The organism is Janthinobacterium sp. LM6, assembly GCF_002002885.1.
GTDB classification, from domain to species: domain Bacteria; phylum Pseudomonadota; class Gammaproteobacteria; order Burkholderiales; family Burkholderiaceae_D; genus Janthinobacterium; species Janthinobacterium kumbetense.
The window spans coordinates 3,671,372-3,686,115 of record NZ_CP019510.1 but is presented as its reverse complement, the minus strand read 5'-3'; the positions used below and the strand labels follow the sequence as shown (position 1 = coordinate 3,686,115).

Sequence of the window (14,744 nt, the reverse complement as noted above, 5' to 3'; positions counted from 1 at the left end):
TGATTGAATGGTCTCTCTATGAAGTTATCCAAACTCGTTCTATCCCTGCTAGGCAGCCTGCTGATTGCAAACGCATACGCGGCCCCAGCCACCCTGGCGGAACGCTGGTCCACCTTGCGCACGGAGCAGCCGAAGCTGCAGATCCGCGACGCGGCGCGCGCGCTGGGTGTATCCGAAGCACAATTGCTGGCAACCAACATCGGCAAGGGCGTCACGCGCCTGCAGGCCGACGGCAACCAGCCGCGCGAAATCATGCGCGCCGCGCTGGACCTGGGCATCGTGCAAGCGATCACGCGCAATGAAAACGGCGTCATCGAAACGACGGGCGTCGCCAGCAAATTCAAGCAGGCGGGCGACAAGTCCGAGCAGGCCGACGCCAAGGACCCGGAAGCGGCAGCGCGCCAGCGCAATATCGCTGGCGGCTACCTGGGCGGCCAGATCGACCTGCGTTTCCACTTTGAAAACTGGAAATACGCATTTGCGGTAGAACAAGCAGGCCGCGACGGCAAGCCGACGCGCAGCCTGCAATTTTTCGACGCCAACGGCACGGCCGTGCACAAGATTTACCTGCGCAACGAGCCGGGCGTGGCCGTCTACGATAAATTGGTGACGGCCTTCCGCATGCCCCAGCAAAGCGCTGAATTGAACGTGCTGGCCGTGGCGCCGAAAGCGGCGGAAAAGCCGGACAGCGAAATCGACGTCAAGGAATTCCAGCTGGCCTGGAAAGACATGACGGACGTACACCAGTTTGCGCAAATCATGCGCGAATTCCACCTGTCGCGCGAACAGGCGCTGCGCCTGGCGCCGGCCGGCGTGGTCGAGCGCGTGACGCCGCAAGCGCTGCGCACCCTGCTGGAAAACACGGCGAAGGACAAGGTCGCCATCATGGTCTTCCTGGGCAATGAAGGCTTGACGCAGATCTACAGCGGCAAGATCGAGAAAACCATGGCCGCCGGCGGCTTCTTCAACGTGCTCGACCCGGATTTTAATTTGCACATCCGCGACACGGCGCTGCGCAGCGGCTGGATCGTCAAGCGCGGCGGCGTCACTTCCGTCGAGTTCTTCGACAACGACGGCACGCAAGTGGTCTCTTTCTTCGGCGTGCGCGAGCGCGGCAAACCGCAGCCGCAAAGCTGGGTGGACCTGGCCGATTCCTTGCCTAAGGCCAAGTAAGTAGCAGCAGAGTTGCCGCGCGCCGTACCGGCGCGGCAACACTTCAGATGTACTTCCGCATGAGTCATGATGGCAAGATCACAATAGTGGTATGCTGACTCCATGGCCGCAGCGATCGTGCCTGCGTGCTGGTTTCTGGAAGAGAGGCAATCATGGCAACCATCATGGCGAACGGCCTCAACATAGCTTATGAGAGCCACGGCAACCCCGATGACCCGTGCGTGCTGCTGGTCATGGGCCTGGGCATGCAACTGATTGCCTGGCCGGCGGACTTCGTCGAAGGCATCGTCGAGCAAGGCTTTCGCGTCGTGCGTTTCGACAACCGCGACAGCGGCTTGTCGAGCAAGATGGCGCTGGGGGGCAAACCGTATCTGCCGCTGGCCTACGTGAAAAACCTGCTGGGCTGGCCCCTCAAGACTTCCTACACCCTCGATGACATGGCGGAAGACGCGCTGGGCTTGCTGGCGTCCCTGCGGATTGCCCAGGCGCACGTGATCGGCGTGTCGATGGGCGGCATGATCGCGCAAGTGATGGCGGCGCGCGCGCCGCTGCAGGTGCTCAGCCTGACTTCCATCATGTCGAGCAGCGGCCGGCGCGGCTTGCCCGGCCCCACGCGGGCCGCGCGCAATGCGCTGTTGCAACGCCCGAAACGCAACGCCAGCCGCGCCGAACTGATGGCGCACATGGCCGCCACCGTGCGCGTGATCGGTAGTCCCGCTTATCCCGTGTCGGAAAAACTGCTGTACCAGCGCATCGAAGCGGCGTTGCAGCGCGGCAGTTGCCCAGAAGGCGTGGCGCGGCAAATGGTGGCGATTGCCGCCTCGGGCGAGCGCACGGCTTTGCTGCCGAGCATCAATTGTCCGGCGCTGGTGATCCATGGCGCGGCCGACCCGTTGATCCCCGTCGCCTGCGGCATCGATACGGCGGCGCTGATTCCCGGCGCCCGGCTGGAAGTGATCGAAGGCATGGGGCACGACATGCCGCCCCAGCTGATCGAGCGCCTGCTCGCCTTGATCGATGTGCATCTGCAAGGTAAGATGGCGCCCCAGATGCGCTCCCAGCCAGCCTAGGCGCGCCCACCACTTTTGAAGGCACGGGCATTTTGAAGATACCTGAGATTGGCATCGCCATCGTCGCGCCGGGCGGTTGTGCGCCCGACGAGGCGGCTTTGGCGCGCGGCATCGCCCGCTTGCAGGCGCAAGGCGCCACCGTCCACAATTACTACGACCCCGAGCACACCTTCCAGCGCTTCGGCGGCACGGATGCGGGCCGCCTGGCGCAGCTGAACGCGGCAGCCGCCGACCCGGCAGTGCAAGTGGTGATCGCCTTGCGCGGCAGCTACGGCATCAGCCGCATCCTGCCCGACATCGATTTCGACCGCATGGCGGACAGCGGCAAGCTGTTTGTCGGCTACAGCGACTTCACGGCCTTCCACATGGGCTTGCTGGCCAAGACGGGCCGCGCCAGCTTTGCCGGCCCCATGATTTGCGACGATTTTACGCGTGACGAGCCCGAGCAATTTACGCTGGATCAACTGTGGTCGTGCCTGGCCGGTCCCACGCACACGGTCACGGGCGCGGCGGCGGGCAATCCGCAGGTCGAGCTGACGGGTAAATTGTGGGGCGGCAACCTGGCCATGCTGGTTCACTTGCTGGGTACGCCGTATTTCCCCCAGATCGATGGCGGCATCCTGTTCCTGGAAGACGTCAACGAACACCCGTACCGGGTCGAGCGCATGCTGCTGCAACTGCTGCACGCGGGCGTGATCCAGCGCCAGCAAGCGGTCGTGCTCGGCGATTTTTCCGGCTATAAACTGAGCCCGATGGACAAGGGCTACGATTTCGACGCCATGCTGGCCTACGTGCGCCAGCGCCTGCCCGTGCCCGTGCTGACGGGACTGGAATTCGGCCACATCCGCCGCCGCGTCACCTTGCCGTTCGGCGGCCAGGCGCGGCTGCAATCGGATGCGTCCGGCTTCAGCCTGCAGGTGGGCGATTACCCGACCATGGCGCGCGCCTGAGCGCCCTCGGTCCCATGAGCGCCAGACCCGGACGCCTGCTGCAGCTCGATGTGCTGCGCGGCCTGGCCGTGTTTGGCATCTTGCTGGTGAATATCTGGTCGTTTGCCTGGGGCAGCCTGTCCTTGCGCTACGGCACCTTGCCGGCGCAGCCGCCAGTGCTCGACCAGCTCGTCATTTTCGGCGTGGCGGCGTTGGCGCAATTCAAGTTTTACCCCATCTTCGCCTTTCTGTTCGGCGCCGGTTTTGCCTTGCAGACACGTTCCCTGCGGCGCCAGCTGGGGAGCTGGGAGGCGGCGCAAGCGGCTTACCGGCGCCGTTTGCGCTGGCTGCTCGTGTTCGGCCTGCTGCACGGCTTTTGCATCTGGAGCGGCGACGTGCTGACCTCGTATGCCGTCGCCGGCATGCTGATCCTGCCCCTGCTGTCCGCCAGGCTCAGCCGCGTGCGCAACCGCGCCTGGCTGGTGGCGGCCGGTTTTCTATTATTCATGTGCCTGTTGATTCCTGTGGGCCAGCAGGGCGGCGCGCCGGACATCGCGCGCGACCTGCAAGCCTTTGCGGAACGTTACGCGGTCTACACGCAGGGCGGCGCATGGGCCGTCGCCAGGCTGCGCGCCAACGATTTCCTCGTCTCCTTGCTGTACTCGGCCGTCATGCTGCCGCATATCGTCGTGCTGTTCTTGCTGGGCATCTTGTCCGTGCGTTTCGGCTGGCTGACGCAGCCGCTGCGCCACCAGCGCCTGTGGCGCCGGGTGCGCGCCGTGGGCCTGGGCGCAGGCTTGCCGTTCAACCTGCTGGCGGCGGGAGCCGTCGCGTGGCAGGTGGCCGATCCGTATCAAACCGTGTTTGACACGGCCCTGTTCGAAGTGGGCCTGTTCGCCGGCGGCCCCGTGCTGGCGGCCGGCTATGTGGCCGCGCTGATGCTGGCCGGCCCCTTCATGCTGCGCTGGCTCGGTGCATGGCTGGCGCCCGTGGGACGCATGGCGCTGAGCAATTACCTGCTGCAATCGCTGATCGGCACCTGGCTGCTGCAGGGGCCGGGCCTGGGCTGGGGCGCCAAGTTGCGTCCCGCCGAGATGCTGGGCCTGGCGGTCGTGATGATGGCGAGTCAGGTGCTGCTGAGCCGCTACTGGCTGCGCCATTTCAGGCAAGGCCCCATGGAAGCGCTGTGGCGCCGCCTGGCGCGCCTGCCTTAATCCGTACCCCAGTCGAATGTACTTTGCGCCGCGGCCGGCGGCGGCGCCTTGGCCCTGGCGGAGGGCACCAGCGGATTGTCGACGGCATGCCATTCGAACAGGTCCGCGTCGAGCATGCAGGTGCGCGCCAGGTGCAGCGCCTGCTCGGGTGTCAGGGCGGGGTCCAGCCAGCGGTGCGCGTCTTCCCGGCTGACGGCCACGGGGCGGCGGTCGTGGATATCGACCATGCCGCCCATACTGTCGGCCGTCACCAGCACGAAGCCGGCTTCTTCCCGATTGACCTTGTAGGGACCGAACTGGGCCAGCGCCAGCAGGAACAGGGGCGCGCGGTCCTTGCGGTGGATGTGCCACGGCTGCTTGCCGCCTTTCTCGCCCGTCCATTCATACCAGCCGGAAACGCAGACGATGCCGCGTCCCGCGCGCAGCAAGGGTTTCCAGTAGGCGCCGGCGAGCTTTTCCAGGCGGGCATTGATGGCGATGGGGATTTTCTTCTTGCCGGGAGCGGGCGTGGCCTGCGCCGCCCAGGCGGGGCGGTAGCCCCAGAAGACATCGTCGACCCGGTGCACGCCATCCTGGATGTGCAGGATGGGCCGGTAGGTGCCGGGCGCGACGTTCAGGTGCGGTTCCGCCTCGCTGTCGAACACCGCGTCGGTCCAGCCGAAGGATGACGCCAGCACGCGCGCCGTGTCATTTTGATCGAATCGTCCACACATGGGGAAATCATACCCGATCGCCTGCCGGCGCGAGCGCGGCGCGCGCCCTTTTCGTGAGTGTGGTCAAACGTACAGACGTGGGCGGCCGCAAGGCGCACAGTGAAAGCCAGTCAGGTCCCTGACGTTTCTTGCATCGGAGGAATTATGCCTTTTGAAAATCCCACCATCCACAAAGGTTTTACCATCAGCGCCACGGCCAGCCAGCGCCGCGACGGTCGCTGGGTCGGCTCGTACGTCAGCCAGAACCAGGCGTGCGGCGCCTATGCGGACACCTGCGATTACGACGATTGCAGCAACGAAAAAGAGGCGCAGCAACTGGCGCTGTCCGTCGGCTGGCGCCTGGCCGATGGCTTGCCGGCACGCTGAGGCAGCTTGCCGGTCAGCGCTTGCGCCGCAGGGCCAGCAGCAAGCCGGCCACGGGGAAGAGCAGGGCGGTGCCCAGCCGTACGGAGGTCAGCGTAGCGGCCTCCGCGCTCACCACATGCGGCAAGGCCAGCAGCAACAGGGGCGGGGGGACGGCGATGGCAAAGAAAAACAGGTACCACGAATAGCCATTCTTCTTGGCCAGCAAGGCGATCAGGGCGCAGCCGACGAGGAAGACCAGCGGTAAATTCACATATTCCATATTCTGCGTTTTCATCCGGGAAAGCGCGTCATTATACGCGCGCCCAGGGTAGCCGGATGGGCTCGCCGGCGTCAGTTGCCGACGAAATCCGGCGGCTGCGGCGCCTGCTTTCCGGCGAGCGGCGCATCGGCCGGCAGCAGGGCCTTGATGGCGCCGTTATAGATGAGTTCCTGGGCATACGCCGAGGCCTCGATCAAGGCCGCGTGCACGGACTTGAAACTGCTGGGCGTTTCAATCAGCACGGGCTTGGCGTACACCTGCAAGGTATCGCCGCGCTTGCTGATCAAGATCATGCCCCGGTAGCGCCCATCCTTCTCCAGCGCCCCCGCCACATGAAATTCATAGCCCCTGATCTGGTGTTTTTGTTCCTGATCCATGTTTGCCGCCTCCAGACCTGATTGTGGTGGCTCAGACCTTTTTGAGCGTATCAAACAGCTGAGTGTTTGATTTGTATCAATACGTCCCTTGAACGCATTCAACTAGCGTATCGACGCTTGCTGCAAGCGTAGCGAGCGGCGGCGATTTGCGGCTAAGAAGCGCAACCGTACATGAGTACGGTGAGCATCGCAGGCCGCAAAGCGCCCCGCGCAGTAGCTTGCGGCAAGCGTCATCAGCCAGCGCGAATGGCGCGGATCTGCTGGGCGGTTTCTTCGATCTCGCGATACGCTTCCTGGATATAGCCATTGATCGGATGCCCGTCCATCCACTCGAAATAGGCGCGCTCGTCGTGCTTGATGGCAAAAGGGACGTGGTGGTCGCGTATCGATTCGGCCGTTTCGCGCACCAGCGAGGCAAAAAGCAGCTCCAGAGTTTCCATGATGGTCACCTTGCGAGACAGGAATGCAGAGCCTTGAATGTAGCACAAAGTGGCGCGTCGCCTGCGCCGCCGGCCATGGCGTGCGCAGGTCTTGCCCAGGCCTCAGGCCGGATGGCCGATATGCTCGTACAGGATCACGCAGCCGATGACGATCAGCACCAGGCCGCCCACCAGTTCGGCGCGCCGTCCGGCCACCGTGCCCAGCACGCGGCCCAGCATCACGCCCAGGGTGACCATGACGAAGGTGGAAAAGCCGATGGCGGCGGCCGTCACGACGATGTTGGCGCCCAGCAAGGCCAGGCCCGCGCCCACCACCATGGCGTCGATGCTGGTGGCCAGGCCCGTCACGGCCAGCACCCAGAACGAGTGCGACTGGGCCGGCGCTTCTTCCTCGTCGGCATCGGAAAGGGCATTGCGTATCATTAGCAAGCCGATGATGCCCAGCAGGCTGAAGGCGATCCAGTGGTCCCACGCTTCCACGTAGGGCGCGGCCACGCTGCCCAGGGCCCAGCCGATGATGGGCGTGATGGCTTCGATGACGCCAAAGATCAGGCCCGTGCGCAGCGCTTCGCGCCATTGCGGTTTGTGCAGGGCGGCGCCCTTGCCCACGGCTGCCGCGAAGGCATCGGTGGACATGGCAAGCGAGAGGGCGGCGGTGGCGGCGAAATTCATCGTTGGCTTTCAGTAGAGCTGGCTGGGATGTGAGAAACCCGGCGATTTTACCCTACGTACAAGACGATCATGGAAGCGACCAGGCAATACGCGCCAAAGAAATGCCAGCGCCCCTGTTCCAGCCAGCGCGACAGCCAGCGCAGGGCCAGCAAGCCGGCCAGGAACGAGAGCAGCATGCCCAGCAGGCTGGGACCGAGCAGGTGCAGCAGGCTGTTGCCGTGTTCCAGATGGTCGAGGCTGCCGTTTGCCACGGCCTGGTAGAAGCGCCAGCCTTCCTTGACCAGCACGGCCGGCGTCAGCACGACGGCCAGGGCGAAGCTGAATTCCTCGGCGCGGCGCTGCGGCACGCCCATGGCGATGCCGGCGGAAATGGTGGCGCCCGAGCGGGAAAAGCCCCGGAAAGGCAGGCACAGGCCCTGCACGGCGCCGATCAGCATCGCCTTGCCGACGGACAAGGTGCCATGCTGGCGCGCCTGCAGGCGCGACGACACAATGATCAGCACGCCTGCGGCGGCCAGGGCGGCGGCCATCAGCTTCGCGTTGCCGAACAGGTGCTCGATTTCAAAGCCGGGCGCATCCTTGCTCATGACGTGCGTAATGCCTTTCAGCAAGCCGAAGCCGACGATGCCCGTCAGGGCCGTGGCGGCCACGAGCAGCAGGGCATTGCTGCGGAAGGCAGTGGCCGAGCTGAAGTACGTGGCGCGCCAGGATTTCCAGAAATACACGATGACGGCGAACATGGTGCCCGTGTGCAGCATCACCAGCAGCATGGTCAGCTCCGGCGACGTCGGGTCCAGGCCCATCCATTTTTCCGCCATGATGACGTGGGCGGAGCTGGACACGGGCAGCAGCTCGGCGAAGCCCTGGACGATGGAAAGGATGAAAAGTTGCAGGAAAGTCATGGGTATCTGTACTCGGCGGGGGAAGCAGGGCCGCCGATTTTACCCGCCGGATGCGGCGGGCACGTCCCGCGCCAGATTACAGTTTGTCCATGTTGGCGCAGGCGAGCGCGACGCCCAGCGCCATCAGGACCGCACCGATCAGCCGGTCGATGGTCCGCTGGTGGCTGACCATGCGCAAGCGGAAGCGCGCTTGCGAGAAAAAGACGGCCACCAGGGCGAACCAGGCCAGATGGATGGCGGACATGCACAGCCCGTAGCCGAACTGGACTGCCAACGGCGTGCCGGGCTGCACCACCTGGGTGTAGGTGCTGATGACAAACAGGGTCGTTTTCGGATTCAGGGCATTGGTCAGAAAGCCGTTGAGCAAGATTTGATGCCGTGGCACGCAGGCGTCGCCGTGCAGGTCGATGACGAGTCCGGCGCGGTTGGCCCAGGTGTTCCAGCCTATCACGGCCAGGTAGAGGGCGCCGGCCAGCTTGATCGCCGTAAATAGCGCAGGCGAACCGGCGATGAGCAGCGCTACGCCAAACATCGTATAGAACACGTGCACTTGCACGCCCAGCGCGATGCCGAGCGCGGCCAGCAGGCCGGCGCGGCGGCCATGCAGATAGCTGTTGCGCGTGACCATCGCGAAATCGGGGCCGGGGACGATGGAGGCCAGCAGGGTAATCAGGGCAACGGCAAGCAATGTAATCATGAGTCTTCCTTGGGCAGTGGTGGCGCCCGCACGGCCATCGGTGACTATTTCTCGCTTGTGCGGCAAGGAAACGGCGCGCATGCGGGCTGCCGGAAGACAAATTATCCCTAGAATGGCGTTCCATGAAAAACGATGATATCTTGCGGATATGTGTGAGAAAAAATGACAGATCATGACTAGGCAGGCGGCGCTCGGCACCTTGCGGTTCTTCGAAGCCGCGGCCAGGCTGGGCAGTTTCGTCCAGGCGGCCGCGGAGCTGCACGTCACGCACGGGGCGGTCAGCCGGCAAATCCGCCTGCTGGAAACGTCGCTGGGCACGCCCCTGTTCGAACGCCGCAACCGCGGCGTCTTCCTCCTGCCGGCCGGCGCGCAGTTGCGCGATGCCGTCCAGCAAGCGTTCGAGCGGCTCGACGCCGCCCTCGAAGCCGTGCGCCAGCCGGTGCGTCAGGGGCCGCTGGTGGTGTCGTGCGAGCCGACGATCGCGATGAAATGGCTGATACCGCGCCTCGGCGACTTTTACCGGCGGCATCCCGAGGTGCCGCTGCACCTGTTTGCCTCGGGCGGGCCGGTGGCGTTCCAGCGCGACGCGGTGGACGTGGCGCTGCGCCGCAACGATTTTCTGTGGGATACGGGCTTGCATGCGGAAAAGGTGTGCGATGAATGGATCGCGCCCGTGTGCGCGCCGGCCCTGCTGCGGCAAGGCCGGCTGGACCTGTCCGCGCAGCGCCTGCTGCACACGGCGTCGCGCCCGGCCGCCTGGGCCCACTGGCGCGCCGCCGGCAAGGACGCCGATGGCGGCGGCCAGGGCGACAGCCAGACCTACGAGCACTTCTATCTGAGCCTGCAAGCGGCTTGCGCCGGCCTCGGCGTGGCCATCGGCTCTGTCTTCATGGCGCGCGAAGACCTCGACAGCGGGCGCCTGGTCGCGCCCTTCGGGTTCCGGCGCGACGGCAGCGGCTATTTCCTGCTGTCGCCGCTGCCGTTCGACGGCGACGCGCGCCGCACCACCTTGCTGCACTGGCTGCGCGAGCAGATGGGGCAGGCGCTGCCGGCGCCGTAGCCGTCCCCCTTATTGCGGCGGCGTGGCCGGCTTGAAGACGCTGCGAAACGCTTTCAGGGCGGCAGGGTGATAGATCGTGCCGTGGGTTTCTTCCGGCATCTTTTCCACATGCCATTGCAAGTCGCGCGGCGCCTGTTTTTCCAGCACGTCGGCCAGGCGCTGCACTTCCACGGCGATGCCTGCCTCGCTGCTGGACGCCAGGTACAGGCTGTGCTTGCCTGGCGTGCCTTTCGCCAGCAGGGCTGCCGCCTGGCGCGGCAGGGCGCCATGATTCCACCACAGGCTGGGGTCGAAGGCCAGGTAATGGTCGAACAGCTGCGGTTCCAGCAGATAGGTTTCCACCACGAACAGGCCTCCCAGCGATTCGCCGACGATGGCCGTCTCGCCCGTCGTGCGGTAGCGGCGCTTGACTTCCGGCATCAGTTCATCGCGGATGAAGGTCCGGTAGGCTTGCGCGCCGCCCACGACGGGGGCGATCTTGCGGTCTTCCGCATTCCCGGTCGGGCCCGTCAAATCGCGCCGGCGCTGCGTGTTCTGCATGCCGACCAGCATGAACGGGCGCATCGTGCCATTCGCCACGGATACCTGCAGCAAGCCGGCCACGTGCAAAAAGTCTTCGGCCACGCCGCCGTCCGGCATGTACAGCACGGGCAGCGGGGCGTCGGGCGGCGTATCCCAGGCGCGCGCCATGTACACATTGATGTGGCGTTTTTCTTTCAGCGCCGGCGAATCGATGCTGAAACTTTCGCCGATGACGAGAGGCGCGGCTGCGCTGGAGGAAGCGGCAGCGGCGGGCGCGGCATTGGCGAGATGGAAGGAGCTGGACAGCAGCAGGGCGGCGGTGAGGTGCAGTGCAAGGCAAGAGCGGCGCATGGTTTCCTGTGATAAGTAGTTGGATCGATGGCATGTACTCGTATAGACATGCCATCAAGCAATTCTATCTTATCTTTGATGCAGCCTTACTTGATCGTCAAGAGTTTTCGCTCGAGCACGATACCGGCCTTGTCGATCGTGTAGGCGACCAGCAGGGCGCCATCGTCGGCGCAGGCGTGGCAGGTGATCAGAGGCGTGGAAAACAGCACGCTCTGGCCGCCATCGGCCGTCGCCGTGCTGCCGACGAACTCGGCGGGCGCAAACGGCATGGCATCCGGGTGGGCGGCCGTAAACGCTTGCCAGGCAGGCGTGGCGCGGTCTTCCTCGCGCACGGAGTGCTCGTCGACGTCGATGGCGGCGCCATCGCTGCCGATCAGCAAGGTGCCTTCATTCGTGTTGGCGCGAAACGGATAGGTGACGGTGGCCAGCGCCACCTTGCCCAGCGGGCGCCAGGCAGAGATGTAAGCTGCCATGTTTGCCCTGACCAGCATCCTGGCGGCGGCGATGGCTTGCGGATGCGCACCGGTACGCTGCATGGTGCGCAGCATGCAGACGTCGGGCGCGGAGTGCGATTGCCCGCTGCGGCAGGTTGACAGCGAGCGTTCCTGCCACACGGCACGCGCATCGATGGGCCCCGTCTCTTCGGCATGGACTGCCTGCATGGCGACCAAACCGGAAAAGGCCAATACGGCGCAGCCGGCTACATGGCGGGAGATTGATGTGGGCATGGGGAGTCCTTTCAGTGCGGGAAACAAAATAGCGTCACCGATTATAGAAGGCGGGCCGCGCCGGCCTGCGCACCGCAGGCCCGTTCAGCGTTTCTTTGCCGCCGCCTGGCGCAAGGCCTTCGCTTCCTGCTTGTTGGGGATGTGCGGGCGCGTGGCCAGCTCCGCCTTGACGGCGGCGACGGCGGCGCCGAACTGCTGCTCGGCCTGCGCCGGGCTGGCGCCCGCATAGTCCTGCTGGTTGGACTGGGCAGCACGCAGCCGGCGCAGCAGCGCCAGCAATTGCTTGCCGTGCAGGCTGGCCAGGTCTTGCGCCAATACCTGCTTGCTCAGCGCGCCTTCCACGTGGTCGGGATCGAGCAGGCGCAGCAGGGCCAGGCCTGCCGGCTGGGCGACGGGTGTCAGTTTGGGTTTATCCACCGGCAGTCCATAGATGAGTGAAGGATTACAGGTATTCCCAGATTTCATCGAAAGTTTCGCGCGCGAAATCGTTGCGCCAGGCTTCCGAGTTCTTTTCGCGGCTGACGGCAAATACGGCGCGCCACGCCTGTTTCGGCGAGCTCGTGTAGGTCGCGGCGATCTTTTGCAGGCCGGCCTTGCATTGCTCGACCTTGCAGCCGCTCTTCGCCAGTTGCTGGGCGGCAGGCGCCCATGCCAGCGGTACCTTGACGATCTGGCATTCGAAGCTGACGGCGGCCGTCTGGATGCCATTTTCCACCGTCACCGGGTCCGCCTTGGTGGCCTGGCACGCGGCGCCCTTCTTGGCGGCGATGACGTTCGCCGCCAGCAATTCGGCGGCCGGCGTCACGGCCGCGCGCATGGCTGCGGGGAACAGGTCGGCGATCAGCTTGCCCGTTTCCGTTGGAAACTTGGCGTCCGCTTCCTTCAAGTCGCTGTACGACGCGTATTCGGCGCTCTGGTGGCCGGCCAGGCGGGTAGGGCGCAGGTAGGCGTTGAGCTTGGCGACGCTGGCTTCATCCTGGTTGATGATGGTCTTGATGTACAAGTCGGCCACATCGAGCGGGGCCAGTTCCGCGGCGTCGGCGGCGATGGCGGGCTGGGTCAGCGCCACGGCGGCGGCAAAGCTTGCCGCCAGCAGGACGGTGCGCGATATTTGTTGTGTTTGATGCATGTATTTTCTCCACGATTCAATGTCAAGTACCAAAAGATGCCTTAAGGCAATTCTGGCGCCGCGCATTATAGATGGTGAAAGTCATAACGTTGCGCACAGAAGGTTGCGCACCTCAGGCGTCCGCCTTGCTGGCCGCTTCCAGCAAGGCCAGCAGCAGCTCCTTGCGCCGGCCTTGCGCCTTGCGCGCCAAGGTGGCCAGTTTTTCCAGCTTGCCCCAGATCGGATACAGCATGTGCTCGACCAGATAGCCTTCCAGCCCCTGCAGTTGCTGGCAGAACAACTCCAGTTTCTCCACCTCTTCCAGTTCCGCCTGGATTTTTACTTTTGCGTTATCCGTGCACGCGCGCAGGCACGCCGCCAGCACGGGAACGGACTCCGTCGTCACGCCATGCCGTTCGGCGAAGGCGGCCGTGAACTGGTCCTGCACGGACTGGTGTTCCTCGTCGACGTTGGCCATGTAGTGCTGCACCAGCGGAAAATAACGGGCGTCGAGCAAGCCCAGGCCGAACGTGGCGTAACTGCCGGGCATGCAATTCTTTTCGCCTTCCGTGTCGGCATAGAACTCGAATTGCTCGATGGCCGCGCGCGCATACGCTTCCAGCTGCGGCTGCAGGGATGCATGGGCGAGGGCGTTGGCAAAGAAGCGGTGCGTGTCGGACCTGGCCAGGCCTTTCAAGGGCAGATATTCCTTGACCTTCGACTTGAGCTTGATCTGGTAGTTTTTCGGGAAACCGTTGTTCAGCAAATGCGTGATGAACGCGAGCGCCTGCGCATACGCGCCTTCTTCTTCCTGGGCAATCGTGATGCTGATCGTGGCAAACACATCGTTGGCGCGGCATTCCAGCTGGGCATTTTTCAGGTGGATGGCGTCGGGCGCGAAAGTGCCGCTGCCTTCCTTGAGCATGCGCACGGCCCGCTCGCTGCCCAGTTCGCGCGCGATTTCCAGGAATTTCAGGCCTGTCGATTTGGCATAGCTCGGTTCATGGCGCAAGATCATGACGGCGCCGTACAGCAGCAGGTCGATGGGCGCCAGCGCCTGCTTGTCAAGCGCCGCGCCCGTTTTCAAGGTGTATTCGGTGGCACGGTAGCTTGATTGCTGCATATCATAGAACTGCGGCAGGAACTGCTTTTCCGCCCACGCCGACACGGCCTGGATGATATCGCTGCGGTGTTCTGCCAGCGCCTGTGGCCGTGACTTGTTCAGTTGCTCGATGCGCTCGAATTGGGTGATCGTCCAGGCGATATCGGGTTGCGGGAACAGGTGGGGATCGAGCAGGTGGCGCGCCAGGAAGAAGGTTTCCAGCTTTTTCGTCGGACGGTTGCCGTGCTCGAGTTTTTGCGCGACATACGCGTGTATGTTCTCCAGCAATGTCTGGCGCTTGCCTGCGTTGACATATTCGAGCAGGTCCAGGTGCAGCATGCCCTGCGCCGTCTGGAACTTGCCGCGAAAGCTGAAGCGGTAATCGACGAAGGGCGTGTCGGCCAGTGTTTCCAGCTTCGCCCGCACGAGGGCGGCCAGCCGGGGCGCGATGCTGTCGCGCACGACGGCTTCATCGAGGCGCGATGGCGTCCTCGGTGCGACATCCTCGGTATCGGCCAGATGGAAATCGTCGGCCGTGGTGCGTCCCGGTTTGTAGTCGAGCAGGAAATCGTTAAAGATTCCCATTTGCAAGGTTGTCCGCTTCACGGCGGCTTCCAGGTCGGTGCGCTTGAGGCGCTCGGCAAACCACGCTTCGATTGCCGCCGTCATTTCCGCCGTTGCCTGTTCTTGCAGTGTGCTCATCGTCTGTTGCCTCTCCATTCATGTTGCGTTTGCGCTATTGATGCGCGGCAGTATAAAACATGCCGCCCGGGCGCGCCGCGCGCAACGGTGTCCGGGGCGGGCGAAGAGCGTGATCTTTCGCACAATGTTGCATGCCTGGCCGCTTTGCAGCGTATGGCAACGCCGCTTTTGTATTTCTGCACAGATCATCAAGTAAATGCAGGTATGGCTGGACGGAAATGTTACATCTGGGTATTCTGCGCATGATACTTATTTCTATACAGAAAAAGGTAAGAGGGCGGTTGGCGTCGGCGGCAACGCGGCGCGCGCCGCCACGCAAGGTCAGGCATGCAAAGGTGAAGTCGTCCGCCAGCTGAGCG

At 64.2% G+C, this 14,744-nt stretch carries 18 protein-coding genes; 6 read left to right on the top strand and 12 right to left on the bottom strand.

Going from position 1 to position 14,744, the window contains the following annotated elements; genetic code table 11:
- Nucleotides 1-18: 18 nt before the first annotated feature.
- From BZG29_RS16185 to BZG29_RS16170, 4 genes are all read left to right on the top strand, one after another.
- Nucleotides 19-1,173: a ChuX/HutX family heme-like substrate-binding protein gene (locus BZG29_RS16185; protein ID WP_077404874.1), complete on the top strand. Its 1,155-nt coding sequence runs from the start codon at nt 19-21 to the stop codon at nt 1,171-1,173.
- A 152-nt stretch (nt 1,174-1,325) separates the two neighbouring features.
- Nucleotides 1,326-2,243, top strand: a complete 918-nt coding sequence (locus BZG29_RS16180) for an alpha/beta hydrolase (protein WP_077404871.1) — start codon at nt 1,326-1,328, stop codon at nt 2,241-2,243.
- A gap of 32 nt (nt 2,244-2,275) precedes the next feature.
- A complete protein-coding gene (gene ldcA, locus BZG29_RS16175) occupies nt 2,276-3,193 on the top strand; it encodes a muramoyltetrapeptide carboxypeptidase (RefSeq protein ID WP_077404868.1) in 918 nt (305 codons plus the stop codon).
- Between the two features lie 14 nt (nt 3,194-3,207).
- Entirely contained in the window at nt 3,208-4,386 is a 1,179-nt protein-coding gene (locus BZG29_RS16170; RefSeq protein ID WP_077404865.1) for a DUF418 domain-containing protein, read from the top strand.
- On the opposite strand, the gene BZG29_RS16165 is transcribed toward BZG29_RS16170, so the two are convergent.
- Nucleotides 4,383-5,099: an SOS response-associated peptidase gene (locus BZG29_RS16165; protein WP_077404862.1), complete on the bottom strand. Its 717-nt coding sequence runs from the start codon at nt 5,097-5,099 to the stop codon at nt 4,383-4,385. The two genes, BZG29_RS16170 and BZG29_RS16165, sit on opposite strands and share 4 nt — an antisense overlap.
- Nucleotides 5,100-5,243: 144 nt before the next feature.
- Here BZG29_RS16165 and BZG29_RS16160 point away from each other — a divergent pair, with 144 nt between their 5' ends.
- Nucleotides 5,244-5,465, top strand: a complete 222-nt coding sequence (locus BZG29_RS16160; RefSeq protein WP_077404859.1) for a hypothetical protein — start codon at nt 5,244-5,246, stop codon at nt 5,463-5,465.
- A gap of 13 nt (nt 5,466-5,478) precedes the next feature.
- On the opposite strand, the gene BZG29_RS16155 is transcribed toward BZG29_RS16160, so the two are convergent.
- The 6 genes from BZG29_RS16155 to BZG29_RS16130 form a co-directional block, all read right to left on the bottom strand.
- Nucleotides 5,479-5,715 (bottom strand): hypothetical protein, encoded by a 237-nt coding sequence (locus BZG29_RS16155; protein WP_150130942.1) that lies wholly within the window; start codon nt 5,713-5,715, stop codon nt 5,479-5,481.
- An 80-nt stretch (nt 5,716-5,795) separates the two neighbouring features.
- On the bottom strand, nt 5,796-6,101 hold the full coding sequence (locus tag BZG29_RS16150) for a hypothetical protein (RefSeq protein ID WP_077404852.1): 306 nt from the start codon (nt 6,099-6,101) through the stop codon (nt 5,796-5,798).
- 233 nt (nt 6,102-6,334) lie between these two features.
- A complete protein-coding gene (locus BZG29_RS16145; RefSeq protein WP_070259409.1) occupies nt 6,335-6,541 on the bottom strand; it encodes a hypothetical protein in 207 nt (68 codons plus the stop codon).
- Between the two features lie 102 nt (nt 6,542-6,643).
- Nucleotides 6,644-7,213 carry a manganese efflux pump MntP gene (mntP, locus tag BZG29_RS16140; RefSeq protein WP_070218395.1) on the bottom strand — a complete coding sequence of 190 codons (570 nt, stop codon included), beginning with the start codon at nt 7,211-7,213 and terminating at the stop codon, nt 6,644-6,646.
- Between the two features lie 47 nt (nt 7,214-7,260).
- Nucleotides 7,261-8,115, bottom strand: coding sequence for an undecaprenyl-diphosphate phosphatase (locus BZG29_RS16135; RefSeq protein ID WP_077404849.1), 855 nt, complete (start codon nt 8,113-8,115; stop codon nt 7,261-7,263).
- A gap of 76 nt (nt 8,116-8,191) precedes the next feature.
- Nucleotides 8,192-8,812 (bottom strand): LysE family transporter, encoded by a 621-nt coding sequence (locus BZG29_RS16130; RefSeq protein WP_077404847.1) that lies wholly within the window; start codon nt 8,810-8,812, stop codon nt 8,192-8,194.
- 172 nt (nt 8,813-8,984) lie between these two features.
- On the opposite strand from BZG29_RS16130, the gene BZG29_RS16125 reads away from it, so the two are divergent.
- Nucleotides 8,985-9,872, top strand: coding sequence for a LysR substrate-binding domain-containing protein (locus tag BZG29_RS16125; protein WP_077404844.1), 888 nt, complete (start codon nt 8,985-8,987; stop codon nt 9,870-9,872).
- A gap of 9 nt (nt 9,873-9,881) precedes the next feature.
- Here BZG29_RS16125 and BZG29_RS16120 read toward each other — a convergent pair whose 3' ends face one another.
- From BZG29_RS16120 to BZG29_RS16100, 5 genes are all read right to left on the bottom strand, one after another.
- Entirely contained in the window at nt 9,882-10,745 is an 864-nt protein-coding gene (locus BZG29_RS16120; protein ID WP_077404841.1) for an alpha/beta hydrolase-fold protein, read from the bottom strand.
- 86 nt (nt 10,746-10,831) lie between these two features.
- Complete coding sequence (locus BZG29_RS16115; protein WP_150130941.1) at nt 10,832-11,473, bottom strand: hypothetical protein; 642 nt, start codon at nt 11,471-11,473, stop codon at nt 10,832-10,834.
- Between the two features lie 84 nt (nt 11,474-11,557).
- Nucleotides 11,558-11,890 (bottom strand): hypothetical protein, encoded by a 333-nt coding sequence (locus BZG29_RS16110; protein ID WP_077404835.1) that lies wholly within the window; start codon nt 11,888-11,890, stop codon nt 11,558-11,560.
- Between the two features lie 25 nt (nt 11,891-11,915).
- Entirely contained in the window at nt 11,916-12,602 is a 687-nt protein-coding gene (locus tag BZG29_RS16105; protein WP_077404832.1) for a hypothetical protein, read from the bottom strand.
- A 112-nt stretch (nt 12,603-12,714) separates the two neighbouring features.
- The gene (locus BZG29_RS16100; protein ID WP_077404829.1) at nt 12,715-14,385 is read right to left on the bottom strand and encodes a DUF6138 family protein; all 1,671 of its coding nucleotides are present in this window, start codon (nt 14,383-14,385) and stop codon (nt 12,715-12,717) included.
- Between the last annotated feature and the right edge of the window lie 359 nt (nt 14,386-14,744).

What these genes read in the sequence shown, in the direction of transcription:
- BZG29_RS16185 (WP_077404874.1), top strand. Translation starts at nt 19, where the DNA reads ATGAAGTTATCCAAACTCGTTCTATCCCTGCTAGGCAGCCTGCTGATT.
- BZG29_RS16180 (WP_077404871.1), top strand. Translation starts at nt 1,326, where the DNA reads ATGGCAACCATCATGGCGAACGGCCTCAACATAGCTTATGAGAGCCAC.
- BZG29_RS16170 (WP_077404865.1), top strand. Translation starts at nt 3,208, where the DNA reads ATGAGCGCCAGACCCGGACGCCTGCTGCAGCTCGATGTGCTGCGCGGC.
- BZG29_RS16165 (WP_077404862.1), bottom strand. Translation starts at nt 5,099, where the DNA reads ATGTGTGGACGATTCGATCAAAATGACACGGCGCGCGTGCTGGCGTCA.
- BZG29_RS16160 (WP_077404859.1), top strand. Translation starts at nt 5,244, where the DNA reads ATGCCTTTTGAAAATCCCACCATCCACAAAGGTTTTACCATCAGCGCC.
- BZG29_RS16150 (WP_077404852.1), bottom strand. Translation starts at nt 6,101, where the DNA reads ATGGATCAGGAACAAAAACACCAGATCAGGGGCTATGAATTTCATGTG.
- BZG29_RS16145 (WP_070259409.1), bottom strand. Translation starts at nt 6,541, where the DNA reads ATGGAAACTCTGGAGCTGCTTTTTGCCTCGCTGGTGCGCGAAACGGCC.
- mntP (WP_070218395.1), bottom strand. Translation starts at nt 7,213, where the DNA reads ATGAATTTCGCCGCCACCGCCGCCCTCTCGCTTGCCATGTCCACCGAT.
- BZG29_RS16135 (WP_077404849.1), bottom strand. Translation starts at nt 8,115, where the DNA reads ATGACTTTCCTGCAACTTTTCATCCTTTCCATCGTCCAGGGCTTCGCC.
- BZG29_RS16130 (WP_077404847.1), bottom strand. Translation starts at nt 8,812, where the DNA reads ATGATTACATTGCTTGCCGTTGCCCTGATTACCCTGCTGGCCTCCATC.
- BZG29_RS16125 (WP_077404844.1), top strand. Translation starts at nt 8,985, where the DNA reads ATGACTAGGCAGGCGGCGCTCGGCACCTTGCGGTTCTTCGAAGCCGCG.
- BZG29_RS16120 (WP_077404841.1), bottom strand. Translation starts at nt 10,745, where the DNA reads ATGCGCCGCTCTTGCCTTGCACTGCACCTCACCGCCGCCCTGCTGCTG.
- BZG29_RS16115 (WP_150130941.1), bottom strand. Translation starts at nt 11,473, where the DNA reads ATGCCCACATCAATCTCCCGCCATGTAGCCGGCTGCGCCGTATTGGCC.
- BZG29_RS16105 (WP_077404832.1), bottom strand. Translation starts at nt 12,602, where the DNA reads ATGCATCAAACACAACAAATATCGCGCACCGTCCTGCTGGCGGCAAGC.
- BZG29_RS16100 (WP_077404829.1), bottom strand. Translation starts at nt 14,385, where the DNA reads ATGAGCACACTGCAAGAACAGGCAACGGCGGAAATGACGGCGGCAATC.